This is a genomic window from Mucilaginibacter aquaedulcis (assembly GCF_030409325.1).
GTDB lineage: Bacteria > Bacteroidota > Bacteroidia > Sphingobacteriales > Sphingobacteriaceae > Mucilaginibacter > Mucilaginibacter aquaedulcis.
On the sequence record NZ_JAUFPR010000004.1, the window covers coordinates 435,302 to 457,196 of the forward strand.

23 protein-coding genes and 1 pseudogene are annotated in these 21,895 nt (G+C 40.7%); 10 read left to right on the forward strand and 14 right to left on the reverse strand.

Annotated features, from left to right (window positions below; genetic code table 11):
- Window positions 1–61: 61 nt before the first annotated feature.
- Together recQ and QWZ01_RS20110 are read left to right on the forward strand one after the other, a co-directional pair.
- Entirely contained in the window at window positions 62–2,227 is a 2,166-nt protein-coding gene (recQ, locus tag QWZ01_RS20105) for a DNA helicase RecQ (protein WP_290326463.1), read from the forward strand.
- 103 nt (window positions 2,228–2,330) lie between these two features.
- Window positions 2,331–3,662, forward strand: coding sequence for a UDP-N-acetylmuramoyl-tripeptide--D-alanyl-D-alanine ligase (locus QWZ01_RS20110; protein ID WP_353959422.1), 1,332 nt, complete (start codon window positions 2,331–2,333; stop codon window positions 3,660–3,662).
- On the opposite strand, the gene QWZ01_RS20115 is transcribed toward QWZ01_RS20110, so the two are convergent.
- Window positions 3,659–4,798, reverse strand: a complete 1,140-nt coding sequence (locus QWZ01_RS20115) for an NAD(P)/FAD-dependent oxidoreductase (RefSeq protein ID WP_290326465.1) — start codon at window positions 4,796–4,798, stop codon at window positions 3,659–3,661. The two genes, QWZ01_RS20110 and QWZ01_RS20115, sit on opposite strands and share 4 nt — an antisense overlap.
- Before the next feature lie 179 nt (window positions 4,799–4,977).
- Here QWZ01_RS20115 and QWZ01_RS20120 point away from each other — a divergent pair, with 179 nt between their 5' ends.
- The gene (locus QWZ01_RS20120; protein ID WP_290326467.1) at window positions 4,978–5,706 is read left to right on the forward strand and encodes a zinc metallopeptidase; all 729 of its coding nucleotides are present in this window, start codon (window positions 4,978–4,980) and stop codon (window positions 5,704–5,706) included.
- A 142-nt stretch (window positions 5,707–5,848) separates the two neighbouring features.
- Here QWZ01_RS20120 and apaG read toward each other — a convergent pair whose 3' ends face one another.
- Both apaG and dusB read right to left on the reverse strand, forming a co-directional pair.
- Entirely contained in the window at window positions 5,849–6,235 is a 387-nt protein-coding gene (gene apaG, locus QWZ01_RS20125; RefSeq protein ID WP_290326484.1) for a Co2+/Mg2+ efflux facilitator ApaG/CorD, read from the reverse strand.
- 47 nt (window positions 6,236–6,282) lie between these two features.
- Entirely contained in the window at window positions 6,283–7,275 is a 993-nt protein-coding gene (dusB, locus tag QWZ01_RS20130) for a tRNA dihydrouridine synthase DusB (protein WP_290326486.1), read from the reverse strand.
- 40 nt (window positions 7,276–7,315) lie between these two features.
- Here dusB and QWZ01_RS20135 point away from each other — a divergent pair, with 40 nt between their 5' ends.
- The 4 genes and pseudogenes from QWZ01_RS20135 to QWZ01_RS20150 all read left to right on the forward strand — a co-directional run.
- Window positions 7,316–8,260 carry a CPBP family intramembrane glutamic endopeptidase gene (locus QWZ01_RS20135; RefSeq protein WP_290326488.1) on the forward strand — a complete coding sequence of 315 codons (945 nt, stop codon included), beginning with the start codon at window positions 7,316–7,318 and terminating at the stop codon, window positions 8,258–8,260.
- Entirely contained in the window at window positions 8,260–8,472 is a 213-nt protein-coding gene (locus QWZ01_RS20140) for a putative signal transducing protein (protein ID WP_290326491.1), read from the forward strand. The genes QWZ01_RS20135 and QWZ01_RS20140 overlap by 1 nt, the downstream gene beginning before the upstream one ends.
- A complete protein-coding gene (locus QWZ01_RS20145; RefSeq protein ID WP_290326492.1) occupies window positions 8,469–9,269 on the forward strand; it encodes a phosphatidate cytidylyltransferase in 801 nt (266 codons plus the stop codon). Before QWZ01_RS20140 ends, QWZ01_RS20145 begins: the two co-directional genes overlap by 4 nt.
- 27 nt (window positions 9,270–9,296) lie before the next feature.
- Window positions 9,297–9,950 (forward strand): annotated as a pseudogene (locus tag QWZ01_RS20150) (phosphatidylserine decarboxylase family protein); the annotation flags it as partial.
- Between the two features lie 826 nt (window positions 9,951–10,776).
- Here QWZ01_RS20150 and rplS read toward each other — a convergent pair.
- The 7 genes from rplS to QWZ01_RS20185 all read right to left on the reverse strand — a co-directional run bounded on the left by rplS (window position 10,777) and on the right by QWZ01_RS20185 (window position 15,500).
- Window positions 10,777–11,124 carry a 50S ribosomal protein L19 gene (rplS, locus tag QWZ01_RS20155; RefSeq protein ID WP_290326494.1) on the reverse strand — a complete coding sequence of 116 codons (348 nt, stop codon included), beginning with the start codon at window positions 11,122–11,124 and terminating at the stop codon, window positions 10,777–10,779.
- A gap of 205 nt (window positions 11,125–11,329) precedes the next feature.
- The gene (trmD, locus tag QWZ01_RS20160) at window positions 11,330–12,004 is read right to left on the reverse strand and encodes a tRNA (guanosine(37)-N1)-methyltransferase TrmD (protein WP_290326497.1); all 675 of its coding nucleotides are present in this window, start codon (window positions 12,002–12,004) and stop codon (window positions 11,330–11,332) included.
- Window positions 12,005–12,122: 118 nt separating this feature from the next.
- A complete protein-coding gene (locus QWZ01_RS20165; protein ID WP_290326499.1) occupies window positions 12,123–12,494 on the reverse strand; it encodes a VOC family protein in 372 nt (123 codons plus the stop codon).
- 37 nt (window positions 12,495–12,531) lie between these two features.
- The gene (locus tag QWZ01_RS20170) at window positions 12,532–12,921 is read right to left on the reverse strand and encodes a VOC family protein (RefSeq protein ID WP_290326501.1); all 390 of its coding nucleotides are present in this window, start codon (window positions 12,919–12,921) and stop codon (window positions 12,532–12,534) included.
- A gap of 28 nt (window positions 12,922–12,949) precedes the next feature.
- Window positions 12,950–13,996, reverse strand: a complete 1,047-nt coding sequence (locus QWZ01_RS20175) for a hypothetical protein (RefSeq protein WP_290326504.1) — start codon at window positions 13,994–13,996, stop codon at window positions 12,950–12,952.
- A gap of 367 nt (window positions 13,997–14,363) precedes the next feature.
- Window positions 14,364–14,891: a ribosome maturation factor RimM gene (rimM, locus tag QWZ01_RS20180; RefSeq protein ID WP_290326506.1), complete on the reverse strand. Its 528-nt coding sequence runs from the start codon at window positions 14,889–14,891 to the stop codon at window positions 14,364–14,366.
- A gap of 78 nt (window positions 14,892–14,969) precedes the next feature.
- Entirely contained in the window at window positions 14,970–15,500 is a 531-nt protein-coding gene (locus QWZ01_RS20185; protein WP_290326509.1) for a 30S ribosomal protein S16, read from the reverse strand.
- 154 nt (window positions 15,501–15,654) lie between these two features.
- Here QWZ01_RS20185 and QWZ01_RS20190 point away from each other — a divergent pair, with 154 nt between their 5' ends.
- Both QWZ01_RS20190 and QWZ01_RS20195 read left to right on the forward strand, forming a co-directional pair.
- Window positions 15,655–16,194 (forward strand): 5' nucleotidase, NT5C type, encoded by a 540-nt coding sequence (locus tag QWZ01_RS20190; RefSeq protein ID WP_290326511.1) that lies wholly within the window; start codon window positions 15,655–15,657, stop codon window positions 16,192–16,194.
- A 66-nt stretch (window positions 16,195–16,260) separates the two neighbouring features.
- On the forward strand, window positions 16,261–17,271 hold the full coding sequence (locus QWZ01_RS20195) for a PAS domain S-box protein (protein ID WP_290326512.1): 1,011 nt from the start codon (window positions 16,261–16,263) through the stop codon (window positions 17,269–17,271).
- Window positions 17,272–17,280: 9 nt separating this feature from the next.
- On the opposite strand, the gene pfkA is transcribed toward QWZ01_RS20195, so the two are convergent.
- The 4 genes from pfkA to QWZ01_RS20215 form a co-directional block, all read right to left on the reverse strand.
- The gene (gene pfkA / locus QWZ01_RS20200; protein WP_290326514.1) at window positions 17,281–18,258 is read right to left on the reverse strand and encodes a 6-phosphofructokinase; all 978 of its coding nucleotides are present in this window, start codon (window positions 18,256–18,258) and stop codon (window positions 17,281–17,283) included.
- A 146-nt stretch (window positions 18,259–18,404) separates the two neighbouring features.
- Window positions 18,405–20,159 (reverse strand): protein-disulfide reductase DsbD family protein, encoded by a 1,755-nt coding sequence (locus tag QWZ01_RS20205; RefSeq protein WP_290326516.1) that lies wholly within the window; start codon window positions 20,157–20,159, stop codon window positions 18,405–18,407.
- A 21-nt stretch (window positions 20,160–20,180) separates the two neighbouring features.
- A complete protein-coding gene (locus tag QWZ01_RS20210; RefSeq protein ID WP_290326518.1) occupies window positions 20,181–20,636 on the reverse strand; it encodes a protein-disulfide reductase DsbD N-terminal domain-containing protein in 456 nt (151 codons plus the stop codon).
- A gap of 4 nt (window positions 20,637–20,640) precedes the next feature.
- The gene (locus tag QWZ01_RS20215; RefSeq protein WP_290326520.1) at window positions 20,641–21,411 is read right to left on the reverse strand and encodes a biotin--[acetyl-CoA-carboxylase] ligase; all 771 of its coding nucleotides are present in this window, start codon (window positions 21,409–21,411) and stop codon (window positions 20,641–20,643) included.
- A 47-nt stretch (window positions 21,412–21,458) separates the two neighbouring features.
- Here QWZ01_RS20215 and rsfS point away from each other — a divergent pair, with 47 nt between their 5' ends.
- Window positions 21,459–21,833, forward strand: a complete 375-nt coding sequence (rsfS, locus tag QWZ01_RS20220; RefSeq protein ID WP_290326521.1) for a ribosome silencing factor — start codon at window positions 21,459–21,461, stop codon at window positions 21,831–21,833.
- The last annotated feature ends 62 nt before the right edge of the window (window positions 21,834–21,895 follow it).

Here is a 21,895-nt window from a genome sequence, read left to right on the forward strand (position 1 = left end):
ATAATCCGCACCTTTGCATAGCTGCACATTTACACATTGAATTGCACTTCTAATAACAACTATGACACCACAACAAGCCCTGCAAAAATATTTTGGTTACAATGCATTCAGGCATCAGCAGGAGGCTATTATTCAACATGTTTTAAACAAACAGGACGTGATGGCCCTTATGCCTACGGGTGGTGGTAAGTCATTATGTTACCAATTGCCTGCCATATTGCTTAACGGCCTTACCATAGTAATATCGCCGCTTATAGCTTTAATGAAAGACCAGGTTGACAGTCTCAATGTGAGTGGCATACCTGCGGCCTTTCTTAACTCGGCACAAACGCCCGATGAACAAAGGCAACTGGTTGAAAAACTAAAAAACAACCAGATCAAGCTACTGTACCTTGCTCCTGAGCGTTTATTCGGTGCCGAAAACAAGTTGGTACCTTTCTTAAAAACGCTCAATGTGGTGCAGATAGCTATTGACGAAGCTCACTGTATTTCGCAATGGGGACATGACTTCAGGCCCGAATACCTGATGCTGGCACAGCTTAAACGGGAGTTCCCTGATATTCCGGTAATTGCGCTTACTGCTACTGCCGATAAGCTCACCCAAAAAGATATTCTCGAAAAGCTCAACCTGCACAAACCGGCTGTATTTGTATCTTCATTTAACCGGGCAAATATTACCTACCGGGTTATCCCTAAAAAGAACAGCTTTAAACAGCTTATCAGTTTTTTAAACGAGCGTGCGGATGAATCGGGCATTATCTATTGTCTCTCCCGCAAATCAACTGAAGACCTGGCGGCCGACCTAAAAGACGCAGGTTTTGCTGCCGAAGCCTACCACGCAGGCCTGAGCAACGAGATTAAAGCCAAAAACCAGGAAGCCTTTTTGCGCGATGACGTAAAGATCATGGTTGCCACCATAGCTTTTGGGATGGGCATCAATAAATCAAACGTACGTTACGTGGTGCATGTTGATCTCCCTAAAAACATTGAAGGCTATTACCAGGAAACCGGTCGTGCTGGCAGGGATGGATTGCCGTCGGAGGCGCTGCTCCTTTATTCTCCGGGCGATGCCGGGAAACTGCAGCACTTCGCCCGCATTGAGGGAAATGAAGAACAAAGCCGCATCATGCTTAACAAGCTGAATGATATGGTGAAATATTGCCAGCTGCAGAGCTGCCGCAGGCAATACCTGATGCATTATTTCGACGAGTCGTTTCCACCCAATTGCGGCTCATGCGATGTTTGCCTTACCGAGTTCAAACGCTTTGATGGTACGCTGATAGCTCAAAAAGCCTTATCAGCCGTATCAAGGTTAAATGAACGCTTCGGTGTTAATTATGTGATCGATTTTTTACGCGGATCAAAAAATGAAAAGATCCGCGAGGAGCATAAACAGATCAAAACCTATGGCATTGGTGCCGACATCAGCAAAGTAGACTGGCAACGCTACATCCGCGAGCTGATTACTATGAACTATCTGCAGGTAACCGACGACGGGTACCCGATTTTAAAACTGACAGACCAAAGCTCGCTCATACTAAAAGGCCTGCAAAAGGTTGAATTTATTGAAACACAAACCACCGAAGAGCACCATACAGAAGCAGCTCCACCACATGAAGCTGAATTGTTAAGCCGCTTAAAGAATGTGCGCCGCGATATTGCAGAACTGGAGAACGTTCCTGCATATATTATTGTATCAGATGCTACCCTGTTGGAAATGGCCACCTATCTGCCGCAAAGTTTAGATGAACTCAGGCTAATATCAGGGTTTGGCGATATCAAGCTGGCCCGCTACGGCCGCGAATTGCTGCATCCAGTTAAGGATTATTGTAAGGAAAAGGGCCTGGAATCAAAAATTGCCTATAAATCACCCAAAAGGGAACGCAAAACTAAAACAGAAAAAACAAGGGCGCCACGAAGCGGCACTGATACCCGAACTGAAACTTTTAACCTCTATCAGCAAGGTAAAAATACAGCAGAAATAGCAGCAGCACGTGGCCTCTCCCAAGTTACTATTGAAAGCCATTTAAGTCATTTTATACAAACCGGCCAGTTAGATGTAAGCGAATTGGTTCATGAAAGTAAATTACCTGTTATTGTAGAAGCTGTTGAAAATTATGGAGCAGAACGTTTAGCGCCCCTGAAAGAAGTTTTGGGCGATGCCTACACCTACGGCGAAATTAAAGCGGTGATCAGCTGGATGAATTTAAACAGTAGTATCAAATAGTTAGTATTGGCTACTATGACATTATATTGTACTGTGTGCAAAAAAATTTCAACAGTTAAGAAAAATTCTTGATACTTGATACTGGCTACTTGATACAACCAATATGATCACTACCGAGCAACTTTACCAGCTATATCTGCAACACCCAATCATCAGTACCGACACCCGCAAAATTGCACCGGGCAGCTTGTTTTTTGCTTTAAAAGGCGACAAGTTTGATGCTAATACTTTTGCACAAAAAGCCATTGAAGCCGGTGCAGCCTATGCCGTAATTGATAACCCTGATTATCAATTGGGCGATCAGTACCTTCTGGTAGATGACGTTTTAAGCACACTGCAGGATCTGGCCCGCTATCATCGCCGTCAGTTAAACATTCCTGTTATTGGGCTTACCGGCACCAACGGTAAAACCACAACCAAAGAGCTGATCAACGCTGTATTATCGCAGCATTTTAAAACCCAGGCCACACAAGGCAATTTAAATAACCATATTGGTGTGCCGCTTACTATACTAACTATTGACAATACTCATAAAGCAGCAGTTATTGAAATGGGCGCCAATCATCAAAAAGAAATTGAGTTGCTGTGCAGTATCTCCCAGCCATCGCATGGTATGATCACCAACGTAGGTAAAGCGCATTTAGAGGGATTTGGGGGAGTTGAGGGTGTAAAAAAAGGAAAGGGAGAACTCTACGATTACCTGCAGAATGCCGAAGACCAGCCTGTTGCTTTTGTAAATGGAGATGATACCACTTTACTAGAAATGGCCAACGCCAGAAAATTGCCTAAAGTGGTTTATTACGGCAGTGATATAAACAGAACCCTTATTAGCGGTCAAATTATAGAAAACGCGCCTTTGCTTACCGTACAATGGAGTAACAATAAAACCGGAGATAAGCACACGACAAAAACACAGCTCACCGGCGCTTACAACCTAAATAATATATTAGCAGCAATCAGTATTGGCACCTACCTTGGTGTAACCGCTGCTGAGATCAATGCAGGGATTGAAGGCTATCAGCCTAAAAACAACCGTTCGCAAATTGTAAAAACGGAAACCAACACCCTTATTTGCGATTACTACAATGCCAACCCCAGCAGTATGGCCGTGGCTATTGAAAATATAGGTAAGATAGATGCAAAACGTAAAGTGCTCATTTTAGGCGACATGTTTGAAATGGGTGAGGAATCGGCAGCGGAGCATGCAAGTGTTATCCAAAAAGCCCTGAATACTCCTGTGGATGAACGCATTTTTATTGGGAAAGATTTTGAAAGTCAACAACCCAAAAGCGGTGAAAGTAAACAGACTGCGACCTTCTATGCTACTGCCGAAGATGCCATTGCCGGATTAAAAGCAAGTCCTATTAAAAACTCCACCATCCTCATTAAAGGTTCACGCGGAATGGCTTTGGAACGTTTGGTAGAATTATTTTAGTTATTTAGCACGAGCTCCGCTACTTCTTCACCAACCAAACTGCCCATGGCTACACCCATGCCATTACACCGTACCGCGCAAAATACATTGGGCTGTACTTGTTTTACTATGGGTGTAATTTCGTCACCAAAGCCCATGATGCCGCTCCACCAGTAATCTATTTCGGCATTTTGGCCGGGTAGTATAACTTCATTAAGATAGCTAATCAACTTATCTTGAACGGTATCGGTATGGCCAAAGTCCCAGGTTTCTTCGGCTTTGTAATCCAGATTACGCCCTCCGCCAAAAAGCACCCTGTTATCAATATTTCTGAAATAATAATAGCCCTCATCAAAATGGTATGTACCCTTTAATTTTAATCCAGGTATAGGTTTAGTGACCAGTACCTGCCCCCTTCCAGGAATCACCTTTAACTCGGGATAAAGCTGATCAGCAAAAGCATTGGTAGCCAGGATCACTTTACCAGCTTTAAAATTTCCTTGCGAAGTATGGAGGGTAATATTGTTTTCTTCATTTTTTATCTCAGAAACAGCACAGTTATTAAGCACTAATACTCCTGCATCGTATACCTTATATAATAGCGTGCGCATCATTTTACCGGTATGTATTTGGCCCTCATAGGGGTTGTATATAATACTGCCTACGTTTTTAAAGCCAAAGTCGGCAATTTTAGCATTGGCTACTGCATAAATGTCAGCTTTACCTATGGCTTGTTCTAATAATTTATTAAGATGATCTATCTGACCGATACAGGTTTCAGCATCTTCAAGCTCATCCTGCATAAACAGCTCATGACCACCATGCTGGTAATATTCAATATTTTCATCACCAAGGTTTTCCCTCAACCTTTGCAAGCCCAGCCATTTATAGGCAACAAGGTTCATCGCTTCCTCTTCTGACGATTGATTTATTGCCGAAATTTGTTCGGAAACTGTACCAAAACACGCGAAACCAGCGTTTTTAGTACTGGCGCCTGATGGTAAAAAGCCCCGCTCCAAAACTAAAACCTTAAGGTTTGGCTGTTGCTTTTTAAGATGCAGGGCTGCGCTTAGGCCAACCAGACCACTGCCAATAATGATCACATCGGCATGGTCAATAAAGGCGGTGTGTTCCCAATAGGAAAATGAAGGTTCCATATAAATCAAATGTAGAGATTGCGAATTATTAGCTAACAATAAAAAAAGCCAGAACGAGAAATTGTTGTGTAAAATCCAGTTATTTTTAACACAATTTCATGCATTTTAACTTAAATCGGAATACTTTTTGAACAGGGATTGATACGTTCATAAACAATTTAACAAATATCACTACCAAAATGAATCACTTATCGTTAATTACGGGATATATAGGTTACAACTCTGCATGGTTCCTGATGATTGCAGTTGCCCTGGTAAGTTTTATAGTACAGTGGCGGTTCAGAAGTAAATTCAAACAATACTCAGAAATAGCGCTGCTCTCCGGTCTGTCGGGCCAGGAAGTGGCTGTGAAAATGCTGCGCGCCCATGGCATATTTGATGTGCAGGTACTCTCTGCTGAGGGGCAGCTTACCGACCACTATAACCCCGAAACAAAAACAGTTAATTTAAGTCCTGATGTATATCATAGCCGCAGCATAGCAGCTGCCGCCGTTGCCGCGCACGAGTGCGGGCATGCCGTACAGCATGCGCAGGCTTATGGATGGTTGAGTTTCCGCTCGGCAATGGTGCCGATTATCAATGTAGCCTCTACCCTAACCCAGTGGACGCTATTTATTGGCATTATGCTGTTGTTTTTTACTAACAATCCATTCGTATTAGCTATTGGCGTGGCGGCTCTTGCGTTGGTTACTTTTTTTAGTTTTATAACACTTCCTGTTGAGTTTGATGCCAGCCGAAGGGCGCTGGCATGGCTTGATAATAACTACAGCATTATGCAAACCACCCAGGAGCATGAACAAGCCAAAGACGCCTTATGGTGGGCAGCCATGACCTACGTTGTTGCCGCTTTGAGCGCATTGGCTACACTGGTTTATTATGCTTCGTTCTTGTTTAACAGGCGAAACTGATTGATAGAAACAAGGGGTTAGAGTCAAGAAACAGGACCATAGTTTATTATTAAAAGCAAAAGCCCTGATAGGTTAACCTATCAGGGCTTTTATATATTTTTTCTTAATTCTTGCCTCTAATCTCTTGTTTCTCAAATAATGCTTAGTTCATCCTATAAGGTGCAATCAGATAAAATTCGGGGATCTGTACGTTGAAACTGGCATTATCAAGCAGGCGGGTCATCTGGTACTCACCTTTCATGCTGCCCATATCTGTTTTCAGGTTACAGCCAGATACATATTCATGAGCATGGCCCGGTTCAATAACCGGCTGCTGGCCCACTACACCTTCGCCTTCCACTTCGCGTTTTGCACCATTTGAATCAAAAATATACCAATGCCTGCTAATAAGTTGTATTGCGTAATTGCTCATATTTTCGATGTTTACCTTGTATGCAAACATGAAATGGTCATTGGCCGGATTTGAGTATTCTGGCTGATATATGGTTTCTATGGAAACCTTAACGCCCTCTGTTATAGTGGTAACCATGCGAATTGTCTCTGTTAAATTTCAAATATAAAGTATCTGAACAAATATTACGCCATCTCAATGGCATATTTTTCATCAATTTCTGCCAAAATTTCGTACAATTCTTCCAGTGTGCCCGCAGTTACCAAACGCATGCGGTATTCTTTAAAGTGATCTATTCCCTTAAAATAGTTGGAGTAATGCCTGCGCATTTCAAAAATACCGGTTTTAGGCCCTTTCCATTCTATTGATTTTTGCAGGTGCGCGGTACACGCGGCAATACGCTCGGTAACGATTGGTTTTTCAAGGTATTCGCCGGTTGCAAAAAAATGTTTGATCTCGCGGAAGATCCAGGGATAACCTATGGCGGCACGGCCGATCATCATGCCATCAACACCATATTCCAGGCGCCAGTTGGCTGCTTTTTCGGGCGAATCGATATCTCCGTTACCAAAAATAGGTATTTTGATGCGAGGGTTCTTTTTGATATCACGTATCAGCGACCAATCGGCCACTCCCTTATACATTTGGGCTCGTGTACGGCCATGTATGGTAAGTGCCTTTATGCCTACATCCTGTAGGCGTTCGGCTACTTCATAAACATTTTTGGTGCTATCATCCCAGCCCAGGCGCGTTTTTACGGTTACCGGAAGGTGAGTTGCATTAACCACAGCCTTAGTCATTGCCACCATTTTATCAATATCCTGTAAAAGGCTTGCACCGGCACCGCGGCAGGCCACCTGTTTTACAGGGCAGCCATAATTAATATCCATGAGGTCGGGGCCGGCAAGTGAAGCTATTTCGGTAGCCTCACGCATGTGGTCAATATCGCTGCCAAAAATCTGGATGCCTATCGGGCGTTCGTATTCAAACACATCCAGCTTTTTACGACTTTTGGCTGCATCACGTATCAATCCCTCAGACGAGATGAACTCTGTGTACATCATATCCGCGCCGTTTTGCTTGCACACATAACGGAAGGGAGGATCGCTCACATCTTCCATTGGAGCCAGCAACAGCGGGAACTCTCCTAAATCAATATTTCCTATTTGTACAGACATGCTTATCTTTAGGCCTGCAAAAATACGAATTTTACATCAAATGATAAAAGAGCCCTACAAGGAATTAAAACCCAATCAATTAAACATTACCCCACTGTTACAATTGGTTATCATATTTTTTTCGATATTTTTTGTTTGCATTATTGGCTTTTTCATTGCCCAGGGAATCATTACACTGCTATACGGTTCACAAACCGCCGCTGATGTATCCAGCTTTAATTTAACAAACCCGCATGTAAAAAGCGGTTTATGGATATTACAAATCGTTAGCACCACTTTACCATTATTTATTGTGCCCGTAGTTTTTGCACGTTTTATAGCCCGCGATACACCTGACTATTTAAAAACTAATTTTAATTTCCCATCTATTTTATTCCTGCTGGTGTTTTCCATTATGTTGTTTTCATCACCGGTTATGGAGGTATTAGTTAATATCAATCAAAAACTAAGTCTCCCCACGCCGTTAAAAACAGTTGAAGATTTGATGCGCCTGATGGAGCAGCAGGCCCAGAAAGCCACAGATGCCATGCTAAGTATGAAAACCTTTGGCGACATGCTTTTTGCATTGCTGGTTGTGGCCCTGTTAACCGCCATTGCCGAGGAGTTTTTATTTAGAGGCTGTGTACAAACTATTTTAGTAAAATGGACCCATAACGCGCATGCGGCTATCTGGATCACGGCTATATTGTTCAGCGCTTTTCATCTCGAATTCTTTTCCTTTTTACCAAGGGTAGCTTTGGGGGTGTTTTTTGGCTATTTTGTAGTGTGGAGCGGCAGCATCTGGACCAGTGTTTGGGCACATTTTTTAAACAACGGCTCGGCAGTGGTAATCACCTACCTTTATCACCATAAACAGATTAGCTTAAGTCCTGATGATCAGCATGTATTTAATTATAGCAGCTATGCTTTTAGCTTAATAATTATTTTAATTTTGCTTTATATATACAGGAATATTGCACTCAAAAGGCCCATGTTTGATTTTTAATGGAAAAAGGCTGGATCAAATTCTTTACGTCGTCCAATTTTTATCAGTCAGAAATTGTGAAGCAAGTGCTTACAGGGCATCATATTGATACAGTTTTACTAAATAAGCAAGATTCATCGCACAAGGCTTTCGGCGATATTGAAGTATATATTCACCAGGAGGATTTTAGCAAAGCCATTGAGATCATGATCCTCAATCAAATTAATTTATGAAAGTACGCGCCATTACCGGCTTCTTTTTTGTTATTGTAATGCTTGGCTCAGTTTTACTGGGCTCCTATGTATTTAGTGTATTTTACCTCGTATTAACCTCGTTTTGCCTGTTTGAGTTTTACAAACTGGTGCGCGAGGGAGGTTTTAAACCCAGCCTTGAAAGCGGCCTCATTAACGGTTTTTTAGTATTCCTTTTTTTTGCGGTACAATGTTACTTCCCCGCGTGGAGATACATATTTTTTCTGCCGGTAACTTTAAGCGCTGTTTATATCCAGGAACTTTATAAAAACAAACCAGCCCCTTTCAGTAACCTCGGTTATACTTTTTTGGGAATATTTTTGGCAGTAGTGCCTTTCTTATTCTTCCACGCTATGGCTTTTATAAATGGCAATTTTAATTTTCATTTGCCATTGGGTTTCCTGGTAATGCTCTGGAGCAATGACACCGGCGCTTATTTAGCCGGGCGCGCCTTTGGCTGTACCAAGCTGTTTGAACGCCATTCGCCTAAAAAAACATGGGAAGGCTTTTTTGGAGGCGTTATCATCAGTGCTGTTGCAGGAGCCATATTCAGTCATTATTATCATGAACTCAGCTGGAAACAATGGGTAAGTATAGCTGTTTTAATATCGTGCTTTGGCACCATGGGCGATCTGGTTGAATCAATGTTCAAACGCAGCATCAACGTGAAAGACAGTGGAGGCATACTACCAGGACATGGTGGCCTTCTTGACCGGTTTGACGGACTGTTATTAGCCGCTCCTGTTGTTTACGCATACCTATACTTCATTTCAAATTAGTAGTTTTGTAATAAATCATCTATAAATATGACTTTTCATAAAGAAGGATATACCTCACTGGCGCTAACTATATTGTTCCTGATGGTATTAAATGCCTTAATACAGTTTTATCTTCCACAGGCGCATACGCTAAAATGGATAGTTTACATTTTTTCGTTCATGTTTCTGGCGGTTATCGTGCAGTTTTTCCGCAGTCCATTCTTTCACGTTAATACTGATGAAACAACTGTTTTATGCCCTGCAGACGGCAAGGTGGTAGTAATTGAAGAAACCGAGGAAACCGAATATTTAAAAGATAAACGTATCCAGTTATCGGTATTCATGTCGCCGGTAAACGTACACGTAAATCGCAACCCTGTAGCCGGCGTGGTAAGCTATTTTAAATATCACAAGGGCAAATACCTGGTGGCTTGGCACCCAAAATCATCAACAGAAAACGAGCGTACCACCATCTGTGTGCAAAACAGCGAGGGAGTTTCTGTACTTTTCAGGCAGATAGCTGGCGCACTGGCCCGCCGTATTGTGTGGTATGTAAAAGAAGGCGACATTGTTGAACAAGGACAGCAGTTTGGCTTTATTAAATTTGGCTCGAGGGTGGATGTGTTTTTACCACTGGGTTCAAAAATATTGGTAAACATTGGCGATGTAGTAAAAGGTGGCCGCACTTTGCTTGCCGAGCTACCGAGCGCTTCAACAGCTGCCGCTACAGAAACTGCTGCAATCAAACCTATATCCATGGAGAGCCTTACTACTCCCACACCTCACGCCCAGCCTACGGTTGATGAAGAACCAACCATCATTGAAAATGAAGGGCATCAACAAGAGCTACCACTGGTAATTGATCATCCTAAAGCAGAAGCGCCTGAAAAAAAGGCGGCTAAAAAACCTGCTGCTACCAAAGCGGTAAAATCAAAAGATAAGAAAGAAGAATAATTCTTTAGCTAAATTATATATTGAAAAGAGCTGGTTATTATCAACCGGCTCTTTTTGTTTTAAGGAATCCCCTAGGGAGCCAAAGATCTCATTATTGAATATCTATAAACAGGATACCCCAATAAGGTATTAAGCAGCTATACAATTTCAGTAACCGGCCTGTGCAGTTATCAACAACCGAAATCAATCGTGTATAAAAAGATAAAACCTCAGCGGAGCACAATTTAACATCAATCCGCAAATTAGGATTACGGGCACAGCATGACACTATCTGCTTTACTGAGCGAATAATATATATTTACGTAAGATGACTTACTGGCAGTTAGATATTGAGGAGGCAACAATGGCCACTCTCATACAAAGATCGACTATAGCAATACATAATGCTAATCACCCTTTGCTAAGCTTGGAATAATTAATCACTAAAGCACATTCGCTTAATAGTATCGAAAACTGATGGGGAGAGAAAACTACCTGAACTTAATTTTAGTCATAAAAAATACCTTCCCGAAATAAATTCCAGAAAGGTCTTTTAAATATCAAGTAGTTACCTGTTAAAAACAGGAACGGATAATTAAACTCTTTTTGATTTGATACGAGCTGCTTTACCGGTAAGTTCGCGCAGATAGTATAATTTAGAACGACGTACTTTACCTACGCTGTTCACTTCAATTTTATCAATGTTTGGAGAGTTAATAGGGAAGATACGCTCAACGCCTATTCCGTTAGAAACTTTACGAACGGTAAATGTTTCAGTTGTACCAACGCTGTTACGTTGAATAACAACACCTTGATAAAGCTGTACACGCTCTTTATTTCCTTCTCTGATTTTATAATGTACACTTACAGTATCACCAGCCTTAAAGGAAGGAAACTGCTTTTTTTCTACTGATTGCTCTTCAACAAATTTTACTAAATCCATGATTTTTAGCTCTTAAAGCGATTTTTAGCCCGTAAAAATCGGATTGCAATTATAGGGATTATTTTTAATATATGAAAGTGTATTTTAAAAATTTCCACATTTTGTTTTTTGTTAATAAAATGTGGCCAATTTTGTTAGTTATGCCTGTTTCTTTAAACCACAAAAAACGGTTCATACTATCAACTTAATTTAACGCCGTGTTTTTTTACTCCAGCAGATCGGGCCTGCGCGTCCTGGTGCGCTCCAGAGCCTGCTCAAAGCGCCATTTCTCAATTTCGGGTGTATTACCGCTCAACAGAATATCGGGTACCTTGTGGCCGTTCCAGTCGGCCGGGCGGGTATATACCGGTGCATCAAGCATATCATCCTGAAATGAATCGCTCAGGGCCGATGTTTCGTCACTCAACACACCGGGGATAAGCCTTACAACAGCATCAACCAAAACCGCGGCAGGCAGTTCGCCGCCCGATAGTACGTAATCGCCAATGGAAATTTCGCGAGTTACATAAATATCACGGATGCGTTGGTCGATCCCTTTATAATGACCGCATAAAATAATGATATTGCCTTTTATAGAAAGCTGGTTGGCTATGGCCTGGTTCAATCTTTCACCATCCGGCGACATGAAGATCACTTCATCATACTCACGCTCGGCCTTTAGCTTTTCAATACAAGCCGCAAATGGGGGTATGGTCATTACCATGCCGCTGCCTCCGCCGTATGGATAATCGTCAACGCTTTTTTGTTTGCTGGTAGAGTAATCGCGCAGATTATGCACGTATATTTCGGCTATACCCTTCTTTTGCGCCCGCTGCAAAATAGAATGAGCAAACGGACTGGTAAGCAGATCGGGCAAAACAGAGATGATATCAAAACGCATGTGCAAATATGCAGATTATTGATTGATGTGCAGATATGCGAATGTGTAGATTTTAAATTGCAGATGATCAGATCAAAGAATCAGCACATCTGCACATTCACACATCCGCACATTAAAATCATCCTCCATGCTGGTATATTCCCCACAAATTACCCGCGGGGTCAGTAAAGTGAGCGGTTATTTCTGAGGCATTCTCGTCTACGGGTTTAATTATTACCCCGCCATTGGCTTTAATAAGCCCGACTGCGGCATTGGCGTCATCAACCATAATCGAGATTACAAAACCAGCAGTAATCATCGGCTTGGGGCCTATAACCCATGTACCGCTTACCTGGCCCACGCCATCGTCAAAGGAAGTATTCCCCGCATTGTCCGATCTGATCTGCCAGCCAAAAACTTTCTGGAAAAATGCGGCGGATACCGCGACGTCTGTCGCCGGTATTTCTATATAACATATTTTACCATTGCCGTAGGTGGGTTCATTTGCCATGACAATCTGCGTTAAAGTGAATACTTATTTTCTCTTATCAAATAGCTTTTTCAATAAGCCATTGATGCCCAAAAGGGTCAACTATTTCACCCTGGCGATAGCCGTAATCATAATCCTGCACGGGCGATTGCAATTGAGCTCCGCTTTGTATGGCCTGTTCAATCACAGCATGTACATCGTCAACAAAAAGACCTATGGTTACCGTGGTTGAATGATGCTTATCCGGGCTAACAGCCGCTATACGCTGCGTTTGTTCATGCAGATGAAACAGGGCTCCATTTATACTCAATTCAGACACATGGATAGTGCCGTCATCATTACTAAAACGCCGCAGCTCGGTAGCGCCAAAGGCATTCATGTAAAAACTAATATCAGTTACACCATTAGGGATAACTAATTGCGGCGCAAAGGTGGGTTTAGTTTCCATAATTACCTTAATATTGAATATATACCTTTTAAAAAATATTTTTAATCTGATTCATTGAAGGAATTATTCCTAAAAAATAAATTGTAAAGATCAAGAAGGCAATCATAAAGATCAAAATAGGCCAAAGATGTTTTGGTTCTAATTTAATTCGTGGATTTGGTTGAAATGGATTAGAAGCAATCATTATAAACAATAACCAAGTAATACCTCCGAAAACAATACCTAAAATCCTATAAAATATTGACCTTTTTAAATACCAAGGAAAAATTAAGATAAATAATAAGCCAAATGTCAAAATAATCAACACTAATCGTTGAAAAAGTATTCGTCTTCTTAAGTTGATGTCAATGACCTGAAATGTATATCTTAAATTTAAATCTACAACTTTTTCAAAAGGAATAACAAGACAATCCCCAGGGACTTCTTTGAATTGACCTGAGGACTGGGAATACCTTTTTGCACCAGTTAAATAGATTGTTTCTAAATCCCCTGTTTTTTGAGATATGGTATGTTGAGTTAAAAACCCCGAAACCATTTTGTTTTTTTCAGAACCATCTTCAATTACAACATCAACCATTGTGGAAAGCCATTTTCCCTTATTTAATGATTTAAACTCCCGCATTGAAACGATTTCACCTCGAAAATAGTAATTCCAGTGATTAGAGAAACGAAAGACAGGAACCTTGACGTCTATTTTTAAAATTCTTATGAGGAAATGAAAAAAAGAACCTAAAAAAAACGCAACAAAAATCAAACAAGCTAAATAACCGAGAATATAGGTTAAATGCTGATATGTAATATCAGGCATTTTGTTGCTCGCTATATTGGTATATATGGTGTTTATTTTGCCTTTAATGCCCGTAAAAGTGAACCCAAAAGAACGACTATAAAACAAAAAAGTTATAATCTGTACAATTATACCCCAAAAAATACTCGTAATAAGCCTATCAGCAAACAACCCAACTCCAAATTGCTTTGCAAACTGTCCTTGAAAATAAAAACGTTTAAAAACTACACCGGGAAAGATGAGCCAAACAATAATAATTATGCTACTTATTGTAAATTGTCCTTCCACGGAAAATTAAGAAACCAATGTTATCTTTTCATTATTGGAGAGAACTATAGTTTCTTCTTTACTACTATCATTTTTCAATTTCTCTACAGCTTCAATATACTTTTTCCTGTCAACGTCATTTGCAAAGATTTTTTTGCATCCTCACTCATAACGTCCATATCGGAAATAAAGTAAGAGCTTAAGATATCCCCCATTCTTTGAGTTATTAGCTTAATTATTCCCATAATATAAATAGTAATGATGATGATTTATTAACGGAGAAATAAGAATAATGTTGGCAAACAACACCCCCACATTAACCTTACACACAAATTTAATTATTTTCTCTTAAAAATACAATCATTAAAAAAATCCTTTGCCTGGGCAATTATCCTTCCAGATATACATCAAGCAAGCCTTCGGGCAGGTCGATATAAATTTCGCCGGCTTCCACATCAATCCCTTTAATGATCTCCACATTTAGCGGAAACAGGATCTCTTTGTTTTGATATTGCACGGTAGCTATCAGCTGCTGTGGGTATTCCTGAACTTCCAATATCTCACCCAATTCGCCATGCGCCTCATCAATGGCAATAAAGCCCTTTACATCGTTCAGTGTAAATTCGCTTTTTTTCTTCTTTGGCTTTAGCTTGTTTGGCAGATAAATATCCCTTTTTACCAGTGTAGAGGCTTTTTCAATAGTGTCCACATCTTCCAGGTATAAATAGGCGTTACTTTTTTGCAGGTATTTGATGGATGCAACAAAATAAGGAATCAGCTTACCGGCCATGTCAATAAAAACGGCGTCGAACTTAATAGCCTCCAGGTTATCGAAATCCACATATACCTGCATTTCGCCTTTCAGCCCCTTGGTTTTTAATATACTGCCTACCCTAAAGCAATCTTCAGTTTTCATGAAAAATCGGGATTAAAAAATAATGGCGAAGAACCTATATGTAGGAGCTTCGCCATTAAATAAATTTTGATAATAAAATTATTCTGCGCTTTCAGCAGCATCAGTTTCAGCAGCAGCTTCTTCAGCCGGAGCTTCTACTTCTTCTGCAACTGGTGCATTTTTAGCAGCAATAGCGGCAGCTTTTTCTTCTTTCTTTTTAGCTTCAGCAGCTAAAGCAGCTTTGCGAGCCTCGTCTTTTGCTGATAACAAGCTTGATTTTTTGCCAGAGATTTTACCGTCTTTTTGTTCAGTCCACTCAGCAAATTTAGCTGCTGCTTGTTCTTCAGTTAAAGCTCCTTTTTTAACACCACCTTCTAAGTGTTTTTTGTACAATACACCTTTGTATGAAAGGATAGCACGACAAGTGTCAGTTGGCTGGGCACCTGTGTTAACCCACTCTAAAGTTTTTTCGAAGTTAATGTCGATAGTTGCAGGGTTGGTGTTTGGGTTGTATGAACCTAAACGCTCAATGAAACGACCGTCGCGTGGAGCGCGGGCATCTGCTACTACGATGTAGTAAAAAGGTTTACCTTTTTTACCGTGTCTTTGCAGTCTGATTTTAGTTGCCATTTTTAAATTTTATGTATTCAACATGTCCCCGGAGTTCTTTCTGCGGGGATGCAAAGGTATAAATTATTTGTAATAAACTAAAACACTTGTAATTAATTATTTATTAAGCACTAACGTATTGGCTTTGATCAGAAAAAATCGCAATTTCAACCGCATGAGCATCAACAGAAAATTACGCGTAGCCATTGATATGGATGAAGTAATGGCCGATACCATTGCCAAATTTATTGACCTGTACGAAATCAGGCATCAAACCAAAATATCACTGGGCGATATGCGCGGTAAAGAGTTCAATGAAATATTGCCGCCCCACCTAAGCGCTACTCTAAGGCAATACATTAATGAAAAAGGTTTTTTCAGAGATCTGCCTGTAATGCCTGGAAGTCAGGAAGTAATCAAAGCCTTAACAGAAAAGTATGATGTATATGTAGCATCGGCCGCTATGGAATTTAAAAACTCACTGGAGGATAAGCTGGAATGGCTTAATGAACACTTTCCATTCATTTCCTGGACCAACATTATCTTTTGCGGACATAAGATATTGGATGCCGATATTATAATTGACGACCGTATAAAAAACTTTGTAACCTTCAAAGGCCGAAAGCTGCTGTTTACCTCGCCTCACAACATGCTTATTACGGATTTTGAACGCGTAAACACCTGGGATGAAGTAGCAGCTAAATTATTACATTAAATACTATTATATTTAGAATAAATCATCTACATTTAATAGATTGCTTTATTCCTTTCTTTTAAAAGTATGTTTAACCATACATCCGCCGTGCTGAATGATTGTGTGCTTGCTTATGACCTTACGGAGCAAAGGTATCTTTTTATAAGCCCGGAAGTTTACACCATTTTAGGCCTAAGCCCTCAACAACTGTATCATGATAATAACCTTTGGGAAACCCTCATTAAACCAAATGAACTTGCAGAGGTAAAGGAGGCTCTAAAAAATCTTTACATAAACCAACCTCTTGAACTAACTTACACGATTAATACTCCACAGCAAACAACTAAAAAAATACTCGATAAAAAAAGGTTTTATATTGATGCTGCAACGGGCCATTCTGTTATGCTAAGTATTATTACTGATGAAGTACCTGCCAATAATAAGACCACAGCAGCAGAGACCTTCAATCAACCGGCAAACGTTTCTGATGATTCGGGATTTGGCAAGCAGTTTTTAAATTTGCTGATTGATTCAAAAACCAGCTTCCTGATAAGGATAGATGTAAACGGCAACTATAGCTTTATTAACGGGCAATATACCAAGATCTTTGGCTACAAACCGGAGGACTTATTGGGAAAACATTTCTCGGTAACTACCGTGCCCGAAGAGGTTCATCTTTGCGAGGATGCCTTTATCAAATGCATCAACAACCCCGGCAAAATTATTTCGCTGCTGCATAAAAAGCCGGATATATATGGCAATTTGCATGATACCGAATGGGAATTTATTTCGGTGGTTAACAAGTATGGCACCGTTTGCGAAATACAGGGTATTGGGCAGGATGTTACCAATCGGCTTAAAACCGAGCGGCAACTGCTTCAGCAAAACAAACGCATCAATGATATGGCCTCGTTAAGCTCGCATGAACTCCGGAGGCCTGTAGCCAGTATGCTCGGGCTTATCAATATTATGGATAAGGAAAACCTTCACAATCCGGAGAATAAACAGATTATGGACTACCTGCAAATCGTAAGCACCGAAATTGACGAGGTAATACGCACTATTGTTGATAACGCCTTTACCGGAAACAATTCCTGACCGCGATAATTACATTGACAATACCTCAACCAGCTTTAGCAGGTTAGGGTTTATCTCCACATGGTGTTTAATGGCGTGCTCAAACGGTGTATAGGCAATTTCATTGTGGATAATGCCTATCATTTCGTTACGATGGCCATCTCTTAAAGCCTCAACAGCTGCAGCTCCTACCCTGCTTGCCAGCACCCTGTCCATACAGCTTGGCGCGCCACCACGCTGAATGTGACCAAGTATAGAGATACGGGTATCGTAATGAGGGAACTTCTCCTGAACTAAACGACCAACTTCAAATGCGCCACCGGCTTCTTCACCTTCGGCAACAATTACAATTCTTGAAGTTTTATCTTTGCGGCCATGTTCAAGGCGGTTAAATAAACCTTCCATGCCGCCTTTGCTTTCAGGTATCAATATAGCTTCGGCACCCGTTGCAATACCTGTACGTAAGGCTATAAGGCCCGAGTCGCGGCCCATTACTTCAACAATAAATAAGCGGTCATGTGATTCGGCTGTATCCCTGATCTTATCTACAGCTTCAACAACTGTATTTATAGCAGTGTCATAACCAATGGTAAAATCGGTACCCAGCAAATCGTTATCAATAGTACCTGGCAAACCAATTACTGGTATTTCATACTCGCTACCAAATACTTTTGCGCCGGTGAAAGTACCATCACCACCAATAGCTATCAGAGCATCTATTTCGTGTTTTTGTAATTGGTCATAAGCTTGTTTGCGTCCTTCAGGAGTTCTGAAGTTGTCGCAGCGCGCAGTTTTTAAAATGGTACCTCCGCGTTGAATAATATTGGAAACCGATTTACGGTTCATGGGTATAAAATCGCCTTTGGTCATGCCGTCATAACCACGGCGAATGCCAACAACTTCAATATTATAGTATATAGCCGTACGTACTACCGCCCTTATGGCAGCATTCATTCCCGGCGCATCGCCACCTGAGGTAAATAATCCGATTTTTTTAATCTGCGTCATTTTTTATACTGATACGGGCAATTAGGAACCCTACCTTAAAAAATTTAAATAATTAGTTCAGTGTGTTTCAAAACTATCACCAAATAAAAACGCGGCTAAGCTTTAAAACTTGCCGCGAATTTACATTTTATTTTTTTACACAGGGACTACTTTTTAAAAGCCGATATGCCGCTGTCTAAATATTGCAGATAACTTGAAATATCATAGTTTGCCGGTGATGTAGGGATTTCCTTACCGCTGGCATCTTTCAATAAATTGCCATCGCTGTCAAGCATTACATATAGCGGCTGCGAGTTTGAGTTAAACCTTTTGGCTTCCAGATCGCTCCATTTACCGCCCAATGTGGTTATTTTTTTACCGCTGTAATCTGATACAAACTGCTCCTGCAATGGCAGAGCCGCCTTATCATCTACTACAAGCTGCAGCAAAATAAAATCATTCTTTAGCCTGCTGAACACTTGCGGATCCGACCAAACATTGGCTTCCATTTTACGGCAGTTAACGCAGTTAAACCCTGTAAAATCAATCAGTATAGGTTTGTGCGTGGCTTTTGATACCTGCAGGGCCTGGTCATAATCATACCAGGAATCAAGCCCCCGGGTTTTTATACGGGTGTAGTTAGCCGCGTATTTCTTCTCGCCAATACTTGATGATATTGCAGCGGCAGCTGATGCCGGTGCAGATGAAGATCCGCCACCATCCGGCACACTTGATAAATTAAAATCCTGTGTTGCCTCTGGCGGTAAAAACGCGCTAATAGATTTTAATGGAGCACCCCATAAGCCCGGTATCATGTATATCACAAACGCGAAGGTTATGATAGCCAAAAATATTCGGGGTATGCTGAGGTAAGGTACATCACTATCATGCGAAAACTTGATTTTACCAATCAGGTATAAACCAACCATTAACCCAATGGCTATCCAGAGTGATAAAAATATTTCTCTGTCAAACCAGTTCCAATGATAGGCCAGGTCAACATTTGATAAAAATTTTAAAGCGAAAGCCAGTTCTAAAAACCCTAAAACCACCTTAACGCTGTTTAACCAGCCGCCAGATTTTGGCAAACTTTTTAATGCCGAAGGGAACAGCGCGAAAAGCGTAAATGGCAATGCCAATGCCAGCGAAAAGCCAAACATACCTATCGCAGGGCCAAGCCTATCTCCTTTTGAAGCTGCATCTACTAATAGTGTACCAATAATTGGGCCTGTACATGAAAACGATACCACTACCAGGGTTGATGCCATGAAGAATATGCCTGCAAGGCCCCCTTTATCAGCATTTTCATCCAGTTTATTTGCTAATGAACTGGGTAAAGTAATTTCAAATGCACCCAGGAACGATATACCAAAAACAATAAGCAGTAAAAAGAAAAATATATTGAATATGCCGTTTGTTGCAAGTTGGTTAAGCGCATCTGATCCAAAAATTATTGATATCAGCAAACCCAGGGTTACATAAATAACAATAATAGATGCACCATATATAAGCGACTGCCCTATGGCTTTGCGGCGGCTGCCGCTCTTTTTGGTAAAAAAGCTTACTGTTAATGGCAACAATGGGTATATACAAGGCAGTATAACCGCGGTAAAGCCACCCAGCAGGCCAAATATAAATATCTGCCAAAGGGTTTTAGGCTTTTCAGATGTTGGAGCGCTCTGACTTACCGCCGGTTTAGCAGCTACAGTTTTAGCTGCAGAATCGGCAGCCTTTTTTCGTATAGCTATGCTATCAGCAGCGGTTGGTATATCAGTAAATTGAACATCACTTGTTGATACGGTATCAACGTTGTTTTTTTGCGCTGCCAAAGCGGTTGTAGTTCCGGTGGTGCAAAAAATTGCTATTGCCGCTATTAAAACAAGCAATACACGCAGGCAGGGGAACCTATTTAATAATTTCATTTGCTAAATCCTTAAGGGTAATTATTTGCCTAAAGGAATAGTAAAATCAACATCTTCCGGCGGAAGGCATTTTTTGTCGTTACAGGTCATGTAGGTAAGTTTACCTGTTACCTTATCAACCTTGCCTGCTGCTTTGATACTTATTTTTTGTTGAAAAACCACCTCTTTTTCAAAGTAGCTAACATTCATGTTAAATGCTTTCTCAAATTTGGTGATAGGAGCCGGTTCAGTGGTTTTGCCAACCGGTGCGTATAATTTTGAAGGAGTAAACTCAAATGAGGTTTTTATAGGGCCGCCATCTTTAACATTAAGCGAGTATATATGCCAGCCGGGTTGAATGGTAGCTTTTAAAAGCACAACGGCTTCTTTATCATTCAATTTTTTTGCCGCGTATGACCATCTTACGGGCGTCTCGATCTGGGCATAGGCCCCTGCGCTTAGTACCAGCGCAACAATAACCAACAGTACTCTCTTCATTTAATTATTTATTTAAAAATTCAATTTGTTTTAAATTAAACTCCTGCAGCCCCTGGCTGCTTTCAACAACCAGCAACCCTTCATCCTTCACATTTCTGATGATGCCTTCAAAAACTACATCATTTGACCTGAAACGTTTTACCTGATTTAGCCAATATAACCTCGCCAGGTAAGTATCTCTAACAAATAAAAGCTTACCGGCCTTTAAATTAAGGTAATAAGCTTCAATATGACTGCAAATTTCAGATAATATTGTTTTTAAATCATAATCCCTGTGTAAGATTTGCTTCACAGAGATGGCGATCCCGGCGTCGGGATCAAAATTATCCTGATTTATGTTAAGTCCTATGCCAATTATTGCATTTTTTATCTGATTTCCCTGCAAGTGGGTTTCTATCAATATGCCGCCAAGCTTACGGTCGTCATAATAAATATCATTGGGCCATTTTATTTTCAATTTATCACCCAGGTAAGGCCTCAGCGCATCGTGAACACCAAGGCTCACTACCCGGTTCAGATCAAACTGGTTGGCTACGGCCAAAAACAAGGGGTTCAGCAAAATACTGAATGTTAGGTTTTTTCCGGGTTCACTATGCCATTTATTTTGTTGCTGACCGCGGCCGGCATATTGGCTTTCTGCCATAATGACCGTACCTTCAGGCAATGGCTTGGAATTTGACAGTAATGTTTTGAGGAAAGTGTTTGTTGAATCAACTTCTTTAATTGTTACTAAATTTTGACCAACAAATAATCCCGAAAATATGTTATTTTGCAAAGTATAATAATTTTTAACTCAAAAACGTTCAAAACTAATTCTTTTTGATGGTAAAAAACAAAGTGTTAAATCAATCAACCTATATTTCTGAACTTGCCATACATGGCATACAGGAAAAAAAGGGGAACGATATTGTAAGGTTAGACCTTCGTAACATATTCAGTTCCGTGTCAGATTATTTTGTGATCTGTCATGCCGATTCATCTACCCAGGTAAAAGCGATAGCTAATAGTATTGAAGATGAAATTTTCAAAGCAACACAGCAGGAGCCCTGGCGAAAAGAAGGACTTGAATACGGAGAGTGGATACTGCTTGATTATGTGGATGTTGTGATCCACGTTTTCAGAACCGACAAACGTGAATTTTACGGCGTGGAGGATTTGTGGGGCGATGCCGAAATTAAATCTTATAAAAGTGCTTAAACATTCGTCACAAAAACCCTTCAGGGCGAGTCATGGTACTAACCCTTTGCAAAATTTTTAAA